This window comes from Streptosporangium sp. NPDC001681, assembly GCF_040298085.1.
In the GTDB taxonomy this organism is placed as follows: Bacteria; Actinomycetota; Actinomycetes; order Streptosporangiales; family Streptosporangiaceae; genus Streptosporangium.
The window spans coordinates 12,689-26,239 of record NZ_JBEOZN010000009.1 but is presented as its reverse complement, the minus strand read 5'-3'; the positions used below and the strand labels follow the sequence as shown (position 1 = coordinate 26,239).

The following is a 13,551-nucleotide window of genomic DNA, read 5'->3' as shown; positions in this document are numbered from 1 at the left end:
AGGCTCTTACATTAGTTCCACATCAGTCCTCCTCTGCCGGCACCCCGAAGCGACGCAGTTGCTTTGCTTGTTCGGCTGGCCCCTGTCTGGCCAGCAAGCCGACCAGCCGGTGGGCGGCGTATGGGTTACCGGTAGCAGCACGGGCGCGGAGTTCCTCCACCTGCCCCTGCTCTGCCAGCAAATCGACCAGCCGGAAGGCGGCGCCTGTGTCGCCGCTGTCGACGCGAGCACGTAGTTCCTCCACTCGCCCCTGCTCTGCCAGCAGATCGGCCAGGCAACTGGCGGCGTGTGTGTCGCCGGTGTCGGCGCGGGCGCGGAGTTCCTCTGCCCGCCCCTGCTTTGCCAACAGTCCGGACAGCTGACGGGCGGCGTGTGTGTCGCCGGTGTCGGCGCGGGCGCGGAGTTCCTCCACCTGCCCCTGCTCCGCCAGCAAATCGACCAGCCGGTGAGCGGCGTGTGTGGCGTCTCCGCCGCCGGCATCGGCGTGGGGGCGCAGGACCGTGATGGCCTCCTCCGCTCGCCCCCGCTTGATTAACAGACTGGCCAGCCGATGGGCGGCGTACGTGTCGCCGGCATCGGCCCGGGTGCGTAATTCCTCTGTCCGTCCTTGCTCGACCAGCAGGCCGGACAGCCACTGTGCGGCAGGTAGGTCGCCGGTGTCGGCATGAGGGCGCAGGGCCGCGATGCCCTCCTCCGCTCGCCCCCGCTTGACCAGCAGGTCGACCAGCCAGCAGGCGGCGTATGCGTCGACACGGGGGCGCAGGACCGTGATGGCCTCCTCCACCCGCCCCTGCTCAAGCAGCAAGTCAGCCAGCCGCTGGGCGGGAGGTATGTCGCCGGCATCGGCGCGGGGGCGTAGGGCCGTGATGGCCTCCTCCACCCGTTCCTGCTTGACCAGCAGGTCGGCCAGCTCTACCGCGATGGATATATAACCGGTATCGGCTGTATCGCTGGTGTCGGCGTGGGGGCGTAGGGCCGCGATGGCCTCCTCCACCCGCCCCTGCCCGGCCAGCAGTTCGGCCAGTCGCCGGGCGGCAGGTACGTCCCCGGCATCGGCGCGGGGGCGTAGGGCCGCAGTGGCCTCCTCCACCCGCCCCTGCTCGGCCAACAGGTCGGCCAGCTCTACCGCGAGGGATGTATCACCGGTATCGGCATGAGGGCGCAGAGCCGCGATGGCCTCCTCCACCCGCCCTTGCTCGGCCAACAGCCTGGCCAGCCACCGGGCAGCGCGTGCGTCGCCGGTGTCGGCGCGAACGCGTAGTTCCTCTGCCCGCCCCTGCTCGGCCAACAGGCTGGCCAGCCGCACGGCGGCGTATGTGTCGCCGGTGTCGGCGCGAGCACATAGTTCCTCCACCAGCTCTAGCTCGGCCAGCAGACCGACCAGCTGTAGAGCAGCGTATGTGGCGTAGTCGTCGCCGGCGTCTTCGCCGCCGGCACGGGCGTGGGGGCGCAGGACTGCGACGGCTTCCTCCACTTGCTCCTGATCGAGCAGCAGGTTGACCAGACGCTGAGCGGCGTATGTGTCGCCGGTGTCGGCGCGGGCGCGTAGTTCCTCTGCCCGCCCGTGTTCGACCAGCCGGTTGACCAGGTGGTAAGCGGCGTATGGATCGCCGATGTCGGCGCGGGCGCGCAGGACCGCGACGGCCTCCTCTGCCCGCCCCTGCTCGACCAGCAGGCCGGACAGCCGTAAAGCGGCGATGTCGTCGCCGGCATCGGCGCGAGTGCGCAGGACCGCGATGGCCTCCTCCACCCGCCCGTGTTCGACCAGCAGGCCGACCAGACTGCTGGCGGCGCTTTCGTCGCCGGCATCGGCGGCGTGCCGGTAGAGAGGTTCGGCGTAGCAGTACAGCAACCGATCCCGCGCGGCCCTACCGGTACTGGCCTGGTCGGCGGGGTCGGTCAGGTGCTCACATAAGGCCCGCCAAGTCGCGCCGGGCACCTTCGTAGCGCGCCGCTGAGCCCCGGCGTGCTGTTGCAGGTAGTCGGCGACCAGGTAGCCCGAGGGGCGCCCCATCGTGCCGGGGGCGGCGACCGGGGCCAACGCCGCTGCGGCGCCGTGTAGGGTCTCGGTCGCATACGCCAGCGCCCCCTCGAACCAGTTGGCCGGCGCGGCCGCCCTCTGGCGGGCGTCGCAGTAACCGGGCGAGGCCGCGCGCAGCAATTCCGCACTCAGCGGAGATTGCACACCGAGCCGGGTGGCGTCGACGGCCGCGTTCAACACCGCCGACTGGTAGGGGTCGGCGCCGCGCCAACGGTCGATCAGTTGCGGGGCCGCGGCGATGACCTGCGTCAGGCCGTAGTCGGCCGATTCCAGCGCCAGCGCGATCCTCGGATCGGCCCCGGAGGCGGCGCGGGCGCGTTTCCGCTCGGCCAGACTGAGCGCGGCATCGAGGTGAACGATGCCGGCCAGGTCCAGGAGTTCGCGTTCGGCGACGTAGGGATCCTCACCGCCGGAGCAGGGCGGGGCGGTGTAAACGGCATGACGCTCAGGCCACACGGTGGCCACCACGACCGCTCCCGCCTGCAGCAGCGCACGGACGGTGGCGGCGCGCAGCCCGGCCGGGCCGCCCAGGTAGCGTTGCAGCTCATCCAGCCACACCACCAGCCGCGACGGCGGGTCGGCGGCCGCCTGCCGGACGTGGTCGGCATCGGCCGGGTGCAGCAGCCACCACTGCGGCACCAAGGCGCGGATCGCCTCATAGGCGCAGCGGGTCTTACCCACCGACGAGGAGCCCACCAGCACCACCAGGCCACCCCGCTCGGCGGCACGGCCAACCAGGGCACGTACCCCGCGCGGATCGGTGTCGGTGTCGCGTAGCACGTACACCGGCAGTTCACCTGTGGCGCCCGGGGCCTCGATCGCGGCATGCACTCCCAACAGGCGCGGATCGGCCTGCTCCACCCGCACCACCCCGGCCAGCGCCGGCGCGACCGTCAGGGCGCGCTTCCGCGCCGACCGCCACGACCCCCGAGCCTCCTCGGGCACGTCGCAGGCGGTCAGGAACAGCTCCAGCGTCTCGGCTGACGGGCGCGTCTCACCGGACAGCAGGTCGCTGAGGGTGCTGGACGCCAGCCGGGCGGGCCGCACCGCCTTGGCCAGTTCGCTGTAGGAGCGCCCTGCCCGCAACGCCTCCAGCGCCGCGGCCAACTCGGCCAGGGTGTGCACCTGCGCTGGATCGGCGCCCGCAGAAGGGGGCCGATCTGCTGAAGGCCGCGTCATCGCATCCCTTCGTCATCCTGTCGCATCGCCGGCCGCTACCGGCGATGACCTCCGTCCGGTTCCGGCGGCGAACAGCGCCGGACACCCTGTCCAGGTTCGGCCCGGGCAGAATCCACCGAGGAAGTACCAGCTTGCCTTCCGCAGGTAGAGAGCCGCAGCGATTCGTCCGGCTTTGTTCGCCGCCGCTGCCGGACTCTCCGGACGTCGGGTGCACTGGGCATCAGCACCACACAGCGTTGGTCGGCTCACCCTTCCTCACGACCCCCGAGACTTCCTGGAGTCCGTCATGCACGACCTGCCCGCCTGGATCCCGCTGGCCGTCAGTGCCTTGAACCTGGCTACCGCTCTCGTCGGCTGGGCCAGTGCCCGCACCCGCCGCCCCGGCCAGGCAGCCGGCGGCCGCACTTCTGACGAATCCCCAGCGGCCGATCCGACCCGACCCGCCGGCCGATGACCACGGGTGGGGAGCCGGACCATCCGTGCGTTTTACCGGATCAGGATCTCCTGAGCGCCGACCGTGATGTCGGACAGCCGCCTCATTCGCGGCTCGCGGCCCCGCGGTGGCCTCGTGCCGGACCTCCGGCCTCCCCACCGCGCAGGATGATAGCCGCCGCGAGCAGGGAGAGTGCGCAGGCGGACCAGAAGACGGCGGACATGCCCGCCAGGGTGGCGAGCAGGCCGGCGGAGGCGGCGCCCAGCGGCATGGCACCCATGCCGATCAGGCGGCAGGTGGCGTTCACCCGGCCGAGTAGACCCTCGGGGATGAGCCGCTGGCGCAGCGAGACGGAGACGACGTTGGTGACGGCGTTGGCCGCGCCGATGCCCGCGGCGGCGGGGAAGACCACCAGGGGAGAGGGAAGGAGGAGGGGCACCACCAGCAGCAGGGCATTGAGCAGTGTGACGCCCACCAGGGCGCCGTTCTCGCCGGTCAGGCGGGTGAGTGAGCCGGAGAGCACCGAGCCGGCCACCGCGCCGGCGGCCAGGGTCGCCGCCAGGAGGCCGTACTGGCCGGGGGTGAGTCCCACCCGGGAGCCGTCACCGACCACCCAGAGCACGAAGACCGCGAAGTAGGCGCCGTAGGCGAGGTTGAGCACGCCGGAGTACGCGGCCAGGCCGCGCAGGGCGCGGTGTCCCCACAGGTGGCGCATGCCATCGGCGATGTCGGCGCGCAGCGCCTGGGCGGGGGCGGCCTCCGGGCGGAACCGGCCGCGCATGCCGAGCAGCAGCAGCGCGCCAGCCGCGTACAGCAGGGCGGCCGTGCCGAACACGGCGGTGGTGGCGATGCCGACCAGCAGGCCCGCGAGCGGGGCGCCGAGGAAGTGGTTGCCGAGGGTCTGGGTGGCGACGAGCCGACCGTTGGCCGCGCCCAGCCGGTCGCCGGTCACGGTCATCGGCAGCGCCGACTGGGCCGAGGTGTCGGCGAACACCTCGGCGGCACCGGCGAGCAGCACCGCCGCCACCAGCACCGGCAGGCTCAGCAGGTCCAGCCAGGCGGCGGCGGCCGTCGCGGCCAGCACGGCGGCGCGGGACCAGCCCGCCAGGACCATGATCCGGCGCCGGTCGAGGCGGTCGGCGATCGCGCCCGCGTGCAGGGCCAGCAGCAGCCACGGCAGCGTCGTCGCGGCACTGACCAGCGCCACCTGCGCCGGTGAGCGAGTGAGGGAGACCGCGAGCAGGGGGACGCCGACGAGCAGGACGCCGTCGGCCAGGTTCGACAGGCCGGACGCCGCCCACAGGTGATGAAACGAGCGCCCCAGCCCCGGGCGGCCCGCGTTTCCCCCGGCCCGCCGTTTCGGTGGTTCGTTCGCCGTGGTGCTCGTCGCCTGTGGTTCCGCAGGCCGGTCTCGGTCGGTGTCCGCTGTTCGCTGTTTCGGCGGTCTGTTCTCAGAGAGGTCCGCCGCTCCTCGTTCCGCGGGCCTGCCGGTGTCCGCTCTCCACTGTGCCGACGTGCTGTTCTCGTCCGTTCGCATGGTCTCCCCGCCCCGGTGGGTTCTCATCGGCCGGTGGGGGCGAGCAGTTCGGCGAAGACCCCGATCGCCCGGTCGACGGCGTCCGCGCTGACCCCCGCGTGGGTCACCGCCCGAATCCGCCCGTGCCCCAGTTCCTCCACCCGGACGCCTCTGCGCCGGGCCGCCGCGATGAACGACCGGGTGGTGTAGCGCTCGTCGCGTACCCGGAAGAAGACCATGTTCGTGATCGGCGGGCCGGGGTTCAGCCGTACGCCGGGCAGCCGTGCCAGTCCGCGGGCGAGGCGGGCGGCCTTCTCGTGGTCCTCGGCCAGCCTGCCGGTCATCTCGGTGAGGGCGATGATGCCGCAGGCCGCGATCATGCCGGCCTGCCGCATGCCGCCGCCGAGCATCTTCCGCATCCGCCTGGCCTGGGCGATGATCGCCCGGTCGCCCACCAGCACCGATCCGATCGGCGCGCACAGGCCCTTGGACAGGCAGATCTGCACGGTGTCGGCGTAGAAGGCGATCTCCGCGGGGGTGATGCCCAGCGCGACCGAGGCATTGAAGATGCGCGCCCCGTCCAGGTGCAGCGCCACGCCGTGCGAGCGGGTCAGCTGGGCCACCTCGGCGAGGTAGTCGAGCTGGAGCGGCAGGCCGCCGCACCGGTTCTGCGGCGTCTCCAGGCTGACCAGCGCCGGAGGGGCGATCTGCGGGTCGGTACGGTCGACGGTGCACGCCTCGGCGATGTCCTCCAGGCTGATCGTCCCGTCGGGCAGGTTGGCGAGCGGCTCGTAGACGATGCCGCCGCACATCGAGGCGCCCCCGGCCTCGTAGACGTACAGGTCGGACTCGTGGCCGACGATCGCCTTGCCGCCGCGCGGGCAGTGCGCGAGCAGCGCGGCGAGGTTGGCCATGGTGCCGCTCGGCATCAGGCAGCCCGCGGCCTTGCCGAGCAGGTTGGCCGCCAGCCGTTCCAGCTTGGCCACCGTCGGGTCCTCGCCGTAGACGTCGTCGCCCAGCGGCGCGTTCGCGGCGGCCTCCAGCATCGCGGGGGTGGGCAGCGTGAAGGTGTCGCTGCGCAGCTCGATCTCGCCGCCGCCGTCGTTCTCTCCGGCGACCAGGTGGGGGTTGTCCAGCACGCTCGTCATGGGATTTCCAATCGGGGGAGTTCTGAGTACGGAGGCCGGGGCGGAGATTCAGGAGAATGAGGTCCGGTACTCCTGGCGGGGGATCTCGATCGGCGGAAACTCGTGGAGCAGCACGGGCCGCAGGTGGCCGAGCGCGGTGTTCAGCGTCTCCTCCAGCTCGCGATGGCCGGACGCGTGCGCGATCACATAGCCCAGCCGGTCGTAGCTGCTGCGGGCCGGCCGCACCTCGGAACCCTGCGGCGCGGTGACGGCCACCGTGTCGACGCCCGGCACGGCACCGGCCTCCCGCGTCCCGGCCACCTCCCGCAGGACGGCCTTCCCCCGCCCGGTCGCGGCGCGCTCCGGGGGCAGCAGGAAGGCGATCCCCGCCGGGGTGAACCGCTCGGGCAGCGGCAGCTGCTCCAGGTCGACCGCGGCCCGTAGGTGGGCGTCGAGCAGGTCGAAGCCACTCGCCCGCGCGATGACCTCGGGGATCATGCCCCCTGCGGGACGGGCGTTGATCTCCACGACGTACGCGTGGCCGTCGATGAGCTTCATCTCGATGTGGGTGGCACCGTGGGTGACGCCGACGGCGGCCAGCGCGCGGAACGCGGTTTCGACGAGGATTCGGGTCTCGTCCGCCGGCAGCGGCGCGGGGAAGACGTGCCCGCGCTCCACGAAGTGCGGCGGCGCCGTCACCCGCTTGGCGGTGACGCCGACACAGCGGTGCGACCCGCCGGAGCCGACCGTCTCGACGCTGTACTCGGGGCCTGCCAGATAGCCCTCGATCAGCGCGGTCCTCGCGGTGGCCTGGCCCCGTACGTTGACGGCGGCCGAGGTGATCCGGCGGCAGTGGGCCGCCACCTCCCCGGGCGTGTGACAGAGCACCACGCTCAGCGAGCCGGTGTCGTCGACGGGCTTGACGACGCAGGGCAGCGCGATCCGCGACAGCGCGATCACGACTCGGGTGTCGATGTCGTCGCAGGGGCCGACCAGTTCGAAGGCGGGGGAGGGCAGCCGGGCCGCGGCCAGGATCCGGCGGGTCCGCCCCTTGTCCCGGCAGGCGGCGACGGCCTCCGGCGGGTTGCCGGGCAGCCCGAGGTCGGCGGCCAGCCGGGCGACCGCGACGGTGTAGAACTCACTGGTCGTGGTGACCCCGGCGATCTCCCCCAGGGCGCGGCGCAGCTCTGTCGCCAGGGTGGCGGGAGAGTCCGTGTCGCAGGTGACGATCCGCACCCCGGTGGCCGCCAGCCCGGTGTAGCGGGCCGGGTCGGCGGTGGCCAGCACCGGGGTGAACCCCAGCGCGGCGGCCCTGGCGAAGGCCAGCATCCCGGAGCCGGTGGTGTTGGACTCGACGAAGACGAGGACGGGGTTCATGCGTACTCCAAGGACCGGCCGAGCGTCGCGTAGGACCAGGTCACGGCGGTGTCGGTGAGCTGGATCGGTTCGGGGGCGAGCGGTGGGCGCAGGTCGGTCAGGCCGTGCGCCGCCCGGTACTCGGCGCTGTAGATGGTGTTGACGTACCGGTCGCCCCGGTCGGGGAAGATCACCACCACCGACACGTCCGGGTCGAGCCGCGAGCCGAGCCAGCGCGCCACCTGGTAGGCGGAGCCGGAGCTGTTGCCCGCGAAGACCTTCTCGTGCGAGGCGAGCTCCAGGGTGGCGGCGAAGGCCTCCCGGTCCGACAGCCAGTGGACCTCGTCGATGACCGAGAAGTCGACGTTGGCCGGAACCAGGCTGTTGCCCAGTCCGCTCTGCAGCCGCTTCGGCACGTCGGGCTGGCCGAAGATGGCGCTGCCGACGGCGTCCACGGCGACCACCCGCAGCGCGGGGTTGGTCCGGCGCAGCGCCCGCGCCGTCCCGCACAGCGAGCCGCCGCTGCCCACCGCGCCCACCAGTACGTCGACCCGGCCGATCTCCGAGATCACCTCCTCGGCGAGGCGGTCGTAGGCGGCTGGGTTGGCGGGGTTGTCGTACTGCCTGGGCCAGAACGCGCCGGGGTTGGCGGCCAGCACGGCCCGCAGCCGCTCCAGCCTGGCGCTCTGCCAGCCGTTGCCGGTCATGGCGGGCACGATGTCCAGGGTGGCGCCCAGCGCCTCCAGCTTGGCCATGGTGATCGGGTCGATCCGGGGGTCGGTGACGATGTGCACCTCGTGGCCGAGGTACGTGCCGACCAGCGCGACCCCCATGGCCAGGGTGCCCGAGGAGCTCTCCACGATCAGGCCGCCGTCGGCCAGCACCCCCTCGGCCCTGGCGGTCAGGATCGCCTGCCTGGCGACGCGGTCCTTCATTCCGTACGGGTTGGCCAGCTCCAGTTTCGCGTGGACGGTCGCCCCGCCGGTCGCGCGCAGCCGCATCAGCGGAGTACGGCCGATGGCGTCGATGGCGTCAGTTCTGAGTGTCATGTCCGGCTCGTGCTCCTACAGACGATGAGGGGCCGCCCCAGCCGCTCCAGCTCCGTGAGGGCGCGGGCCAGCCGGGGACCGTGCTCGGGGTCGTGCCGGGCCAGCAGGATGCCCAGGCACGTACCGCTGTGACCGACGACCGTGCCGAGCCCGCCGACGTCGTGGCAGATCTCCTCCACCGCCGCCAGATGGGGTTTGGGGTTGAAGGTCTGGAACAGCCGGGCGCTGGCGGTGGCGACCTGGCCCACAGCGGCCAGGTCGTGGTCGCGTACGGCGTGGGTGAGCTGGTCGAGCAACTCGCCGTAGCGCACCGCCCAGTGGGCGGGAATCGGCTTCCTCGACCGGTTGAAGGCGACGGTGTCGACGCTCTCCCCGTCGTCGATCCCGGCGATGGTCAGCTGGGGGAGCGTGCCCATCCGCCGGTGCAGCCGCACCTGCCGGTGGAAGAACGCGGTGATCCCCGGATGCATGACCCCGTCGGACGGCTCGATCTCGGCCATCATCTGTTTCAGCAGCCGGTTGGGGAGCTTGAGGCGGAAGGCCGAGTCCACCGCGCGCGCGGTGGCGACCAGGTCGGCGGTGGAGCTGGCCATGCCCTTGCCCTCGGGGAGCGCGCTGTTGAGCATCAGCCAGCCGCCGGTGTGCACCCCGTAGTGGGACATGATCCCGGTGGCGAGGCGCCGTGCCTTGTTCTTGTGCGGCGGTGAGACGATCACCTGGTCCAGCTGGGGATCGGGTTCGAAGGCGGCCTCCACGTACAGGTCCACGGGGAAGGTCACCAGGAAGTCCGTACCGGATCCCAGGATCCCCTGCAGGAGTTCGCCGAAGGTGCCTGGGGCACGCCCTCGGCCGGCCCCTCCGCTGCGGCCGTCGCTCTCCCGGATCGGCATCTGGATGGTCATGTCAGCTCGCCCGCCTTCGTGCCGGTGGTGTGTTCCCAGGCGTCTCGCAGCCATCGGGACCGCTCGGCGGCTCCCCGGTCGACGGCGGCCAGCCGGTCGCCGACCTGCTCCAGGAGGAGATGGACCTGCTCGGGGTGGGTCGAGCCGGTGGTCTGCTTGCGCCACACGCCCGCCTCCGGATCCAGCAGCTCGCGTACCTCGTCCTCCGTGAGGGCCAGGGTGAAGCCGAGCCGTTCGCCCGCGGAGACCAGGTCCGGCGCCGAGAGCAGGCCGGGGGTGAGGGTGTCCGCGGGGCCGAGCCGCTCCAGGGCGGCCGAGATCCACGCGCCGACGAGCACCTGCGCGTCCCTGGCCGGCACGCCGTGCTCCAGGGTGAGGTGGTTGGCGACGGTCGAGGCGGCCATCAGCTCGTCCCGCACCACCCGGCGGGCCCGCTCCGGGTGGAACCGCACGTCCGTGACCACCCGTTCGAACAGCGCCAGCATCGTGTGGCAGGTCGTGAAGAGGTCCTCCAGGAAGCGGGTGCTCTCCTTGGAGACCTCCACGAGGTTGGTGTAGCCGGTGTTGCGCTGACCGATCATGAGGTCGTACGAGAGCCCGACCAGGTGGCCGCTCATCCCGCGGACCCGTTCCAGGATCGGGAAGTTGCGCTTGTGCGGCATCGCCGAGGAGATGCCGGCGAGCTCGTCCGGCAGGTCGATGAAGCGGCAGCTCGACCCGCTCCACCAGATCAGGTCGGTCAGGAAGCGGCTCAGCGTGGTGCCGAGCACCGACAGCTCCCCGGCCGTGCGCAGCACCCAGGAGCGGGAGGCGACCGAGGTCAGCGCGTGCGGCTGCGGGCCGTCGAAACCCAGCGCGACCGCGATCCGCCCCCGGTCCCACGGCAGCTCCAGACCGGCCATCGCCCCGGCGCCCAGCGGGCAGAGGTTGACCGTGTCGAACAGCGCCTGCAGCGACTCGGCGGCACCGGTCACCGCCTCGGCGAGCGCGGCCAGGTAGAAGCCGAAGGTCATGGTCTGCGCGGTCTGGTGCTGGGTGTACCCCGGCATGATCGACTCGGTGTGCCCGGCCGCGGTCTGCAGCGCGGCGCGGGCCAGCCGGCTCACCGCGGTCGCGGTCTCCAGCAGCCGTTCCCTGCCGAGCATGAGCTGGGCGCAGGCCTGGACGTCGTTGCGGCTGCGGTCGACGTGCCAGGCGTGCGCGCTCTCGAGTACGTGTGCCTGGACGCACCTCTCCAGGGCGAACAGCGGGTCCGACATGGCCGCCGCGCGCTCGGCGCCGACCTGCTCGGGCGTCAGGTCCAGCACCGCCCGGCGGATCCGCTCGGCCGCGTCCCGGTCGAGCAGCCCCATGCGGGCGTACTCGCCGGTGTGGGTCAGCTCGATCCAGCGGTAGTGCCGCAGCAGGGTGCGCGTCTCCCAGTCGAACCGCTGGGTCAGGACCGCGTCGTCCAGTAGCGGCGCCGGGCCCCGTCGTATCCGTCCTGTCGGAAGCATGCGTCTCACGCTGCCAGCGCGCATGGGGGGTGACCAGGAGGAATGACCGGCGATATCGAGGCGATATCCGGCGATAACCGGCACTTCTTACGTTGACGGCATCTGGTCGTCACCGGGAGGATTCACGTGAGGTCTGCACTGTTGTCCGACAGCCTGGGATTCGCTCAGCTGCTGCGTACCCATCGCGACAAGGCGCGGCTGACCCAGGAGGAGCTGGCGGAACGCGCCCGCCTGAGCGTGCGCACGCTGCGGGACCTTGAGCGGGGTCGCACCCGTTACCCGCACCGTACCTCGGTGCGTCGCCTGGCCGCCGCCCTTGAACTGACCGGTGAGGACCGGGTGACCTTCGAGGCGGCGCCGCCCCGCTCGCTCGGCGCTCCCGCCGTGGCGCCGCCTCCGGAGTGGGGCCTGCCCTCGGTGAGCGGCACCGTCGCGCTGAGCCGGCTCCCGCTGCTGCGGGAGGTCGAGGAGGTGGTGTCGGTCGCCTCCGGTGGCGGGGAACCCGCGCTGGTGACCGTCACGGGCCCGGCCGGAGTCGGCAAGACCACCCTCGCCGTCCAGTGCGCCCACGTGCTGCGCCAGCGGATGGCACTGGACGTGCTCTTCCTCGACCTCGGCCGGGACCGGCGCGGCCCCGGCGAGCTGCGCACCGCCGCGCGGCTGGCGCGCATAGCTCGCATGACGTCCCCGGCCTCGGGCGGGCGGTGCCTGCTGCTGGTCGACGACGCCGACGGCGCGCGGGACGCCGACCGCCTGCCGCCGCTGCTGACGCTCGGCTTCACCGCCGTCGTCGTCACCGGCAGGGAACCGCTCGCGGGGCTCGTCCCGTCCCGGCACCTCGTCCTCGCACGCCTGAGGTGAGACGGTGACGAACAGCTCGACCACGGATATCCGGGTCCTGATCTGCTACTCGGAGAGGCTGCTCCGCACTGCGCTGTGCTCGATCCTCGCCGCCGAACCGGGGCTGCGCGTCGTGGGGGACGCCGGTGACGGATTCGAGGCGGTCTCCAAGGCCCGCGGCCTGCGGCCCGACGTGGCACTCGTCGACGAGCGGCTCACCGGCCTCGACGGCATCCAGGTCACCGAGCGGCTCCGCGCCGACTCCCTGGTCGGTCCGGTGCGGAGCGTCATCCTGACCGAGCAGCCGGAGGCCATGTTCGACGCGGTACGCGCCGGAGCCCGCGGCTTCCTGCTGCGCTCCAGCGACCAGGACGAGCTGGTGGGGGCGATCAGGGCCATCGCGCGGGGGGAGGCGTTCTTCGCGCCACAGGTCGCCAGCAGCTTCCTGCGGCGGTTCGAGAACGGGCTGCCCTACCGCCCGCCCGAGGCCGTCAAGTCGCTCACCGAGCGCGAGCACGAGGTGCTGGTCCTGGTCGCCGACGGGCTGAACAACACCGAGATCGCGAGCAGGCTGTACGTGAGCCAGGCGACCGTCAAGTTCCACGTCTCCAACCTGCTGTGCAAGCTCAATCTCCGCGACCGCCTGCAGATGGCCGTCTTCGCCCACAAGGCCGGCGTCGTCTGACCCGCCCGCCGCGCCGGGCCCGGCGAGGGGGCGCGGGGCGGCAGGGGCTGGGGAGTCATTCCCCGGGGCGGCAGACGGTACCGGGGGCGGGAAGTCTCAGGTCGACGAGATAGCGGGTGAGGTGCCCGATCACGCACCTGCTGGCCGGTCCGTTGTTACCCGGCATGTAGAGGACGTGGCCGGGGCCGTCGTACTGGATCGTCGTCGAACCGGGGACCTTCCCGACCAGGCTGGCGGTCATGTCGTGGTCGCTCCAGCTTCCGGCTCCCAGGAACGGCGGCAGGCCGCGTGTCGGCAGCGGGCGGGACGGGTGGGCGACCGGCCGCGGCCAGCCGGAGCAGGACAGCATGTCGAGCGCTCCGGCGCCCAGGTTGGGGGAGGCCTGCCGTATCCGGCGGGAGTGCTCATGGAACTGTTCGTAGCCACGGTAACCGCGGTCGTCGGCACAGGTCATCATGTGCAGGAGCGGCATCGTCCAGATCCACAGGTTGCCGAGGGCATGCCCCTCGAAGCCTGAAATGTCACCGTTCCTGGCATTGTCCACCGCTTTGGAGAAGGTCACCCACGCCGCGTTGTCCGGCCCCGGATTCCCCGGAAAGCCCAGCATCTTCAGATACCAGCCGGTCAGCCTCCCCTCGCCGAACTCCGGAGACGAGATCGGGGCCGGAGACCGGTCCAGCCTCTCGGTGAGGCCGCGCCAGATGGCGCCCGCGTCCTGTCCGTGCAGCGCGCAGGCGCTGTCGGCCGCGCACCAGGCGGTGAACCGCGCGAACCCCCGCTCGGACGAGGCGGCATTGATCAGGTGCAGGTTCGCCCACCCGATGGTCTGGTCGGCCACGCCGTCGAGGTACATCGCCCGGATGCGCTCGGGGAACAGGCGCGCGTACGCGGCGGCGGGCACTCCGCCGTAGGAGTTCGCCATGAAGC

10 protein-coding genes are annotated in these 13,551 nt (G+C 72.1%); 2 read left to right on the top strand and 8 right to left on the bottom strand.

Going from position 1 to position 13,551, the window contains the following annotated elements; all coding sequences use genetic code 11:
• Window positions 1-22: 22 nt before the first annotated feature.
• The 7 genes from ABT130_RS06045 to ABT130_RS06015 form a co-directional block, all read right to left on the bottom strand.
• The gene (locus ABT130_RS06045; RefSeq protein WP_350953263.1) at window positions 23-3,166 is read right to left on the bottom strand and encodes a hypothetical protein; all 3,144 of its coding nucleotides are present in this window, start codon (window positions 3,164-3,166) and stop codon (window positions 23-25) included.
• Between the two features lie 590 nt (window positions 3,167-3,756).
• Window positions 3,757-5,190 (bottom strand): MFS transporter, encoded by a 1,434-nt coding sequence (locus ABT130_RS06040; RefSeq protein WP_350953261.1) that lies wholly within the window; start codon window positions 5,188-5,190, stop codon window positions 3,757-3,759.
• 23 nt (window positions 5,191-5,213) lie between these two features.
• Window positions 5,214-6,317, bottom strand: a complete 1,104-nt coding sequence (locus ABT130_RS06035) for a GntG family PLP-dependent aldolase (protein WP_350925341.1) — start codon at window positions 6,315-6,317, stop codon at window positions 5,214-5,216.
• A gap of 48 nt (window positions 6,318-6,365) precedes the next feature.
• A complete protein-coding gene (locus ABT130_RS06030) occupies window positions 6,366-7,673 on the bottom strand; it encodes an ATP-grasp domain-containing protein (RefSeq protein ID WP_350953259.1) in 1,308 nt (435 codons plus the stop codon).
• Complete coding sequence (locus ABT130_RS06025) at window positions 7,670-8,701, bottom strand: PLP-dependent cysteine synthase family protein (RefSeq protein ID WP_350953257.1); 1,032 nt, start codon at window positions 8,699-8,701, stop codon at window positions 7,670-7,672. Before ABT130_RS06025 ends, ABT130_RS06030 begins: the two co-directional genes overlap by 4 nt.
• Complete coding sequence (locus ABT130_RS06020) at window positions 8,698-9,603, bottom strand: GHMP family kinase ATP-binding protein (protein WP_350925347.1); 906 nt, start codon at window positions 9,601-9,603, stop codon at window positions 8,698-8,700. The genes ABT130_RS06025 and ABT130_RS06020 overlap by 4 nt, the downstream gene beginning before the upstream one ends.
• On the bottom strand, window positions 9,600-11,099 hold the full coding sequence (locus tag ABT130_RS06015; RefSeq protein ID WP_350953255.1) for an argininosuccinate lyase: 1,500 nt from the start codon (window positions 11,097-11,099) through the stop codon (window positions 9,600-9,602). Before ABT130_RS06015 ends, ABT130_RS06020 begins: the two co-directional genes overlap by 4 nt.
• A gap of 126 nt (window positions 11,100-11,225) precedes the next feature.
• Between ABT130_RS06015 and ABT130_RS06010 the strand changes: the two genes are divergently transcribed.
• Together ABT130_RS06010 and ABT130_RS06005 are read left to right on the top strand one after the other, a co-directional pair.
• Window positions 11,226-11,960: a helix-turn-helix domain-containing protein gene (locus ABT130_RS06010; RefSeq protein ID WP_350953253.1), complete on the top strand. Its 735-nt coding sequence runs from the start codon at window positions 11,226-11,228 to the stop codon at window positions 11,958-11,960.
• Between the two features lie 4 nt (window positions 11,961-11,964).
• Window positions 11,965-12,624 (top strand): LuxR C-terminal-related transcriptional regulator, encoded by a 660-nt coding sequence (locus ABT130_RS06005; protein WP_350953251.1) that lies wholly within the window; start codon window positions 11,965-11,967, stop codon window positions 12,622-12,624.
• Window positions 12,625-12,679: 55 nt separating this feature from the next.
• On the opposite strand, the gene ABT130_RS06000 is transcribed toward ABT130_RS06005, so the two are convergent.
• Entirely contained in the window at window positions 12,680-13,546 is an 867-nt protein-coding gene (locus tag ABT130_RS06000; protein WP_350953249.1) for an alpha/beta hydrolase, read from the bottom strand.
• Window positions 13,547-13,551 lie beyond the last annotated feature (5 nt).

Excerpts from the sequence above, each read along its gene's own strand:
- ABT130_RS06040 (WP_350953261.1), bottom strand. The coding sequence starts at position 5,190 with ATGCGAACGGACGAGAACAGCACGTCGGCACAGTGGAGAGCGGACACC.
- ABT130_RS06035 (WP_350925341.1), bottom strand. The coding sequence starts at position 6,317 with ATGACGAGCGTGCTGGACAACCCCCACCTGGTCGCCGGAGAGAACGAC.
- ABT130_RS06030 (WP_350953259.1), bottom strand. The coding sequence starts at position 7,673 with ATGAACCCCGTCCTCGTCTTCGTCGAGTCCAACACCACCGGCTCCGGG.
- ABT130_RS06025 (WP_350953257.1), bottom strand. The coding sequence starts at position 8,701 with ATGACACTCAGAACTGACGCCATCGACGCCATCGGCCGTACTCCGCTG.
- ABT130_RS06020 (WP_350925347.1), bottom strand. The coding sequence starts at position 9,603 with ATGACCATCCAGATGCCGATCCGGGAGAGCGACGGCCGCAGCGGAGGG.
- ABT130_RS06015 (WP_350953255.1), bottom strand. The coding sequence starts at position 11,099 with ATGCTTCCGACAGGACGGATACGACGGGGCCCGGCGCCGCTACTGGAC.
- ABT130_RS06000 (WP_350953249.1), bottom strand. The coding sequence starts at position 13,546 with ATGGCGAACTCCTACGGCGGAGTGCCCGCCGCCGCGTACGCGCGCCTG.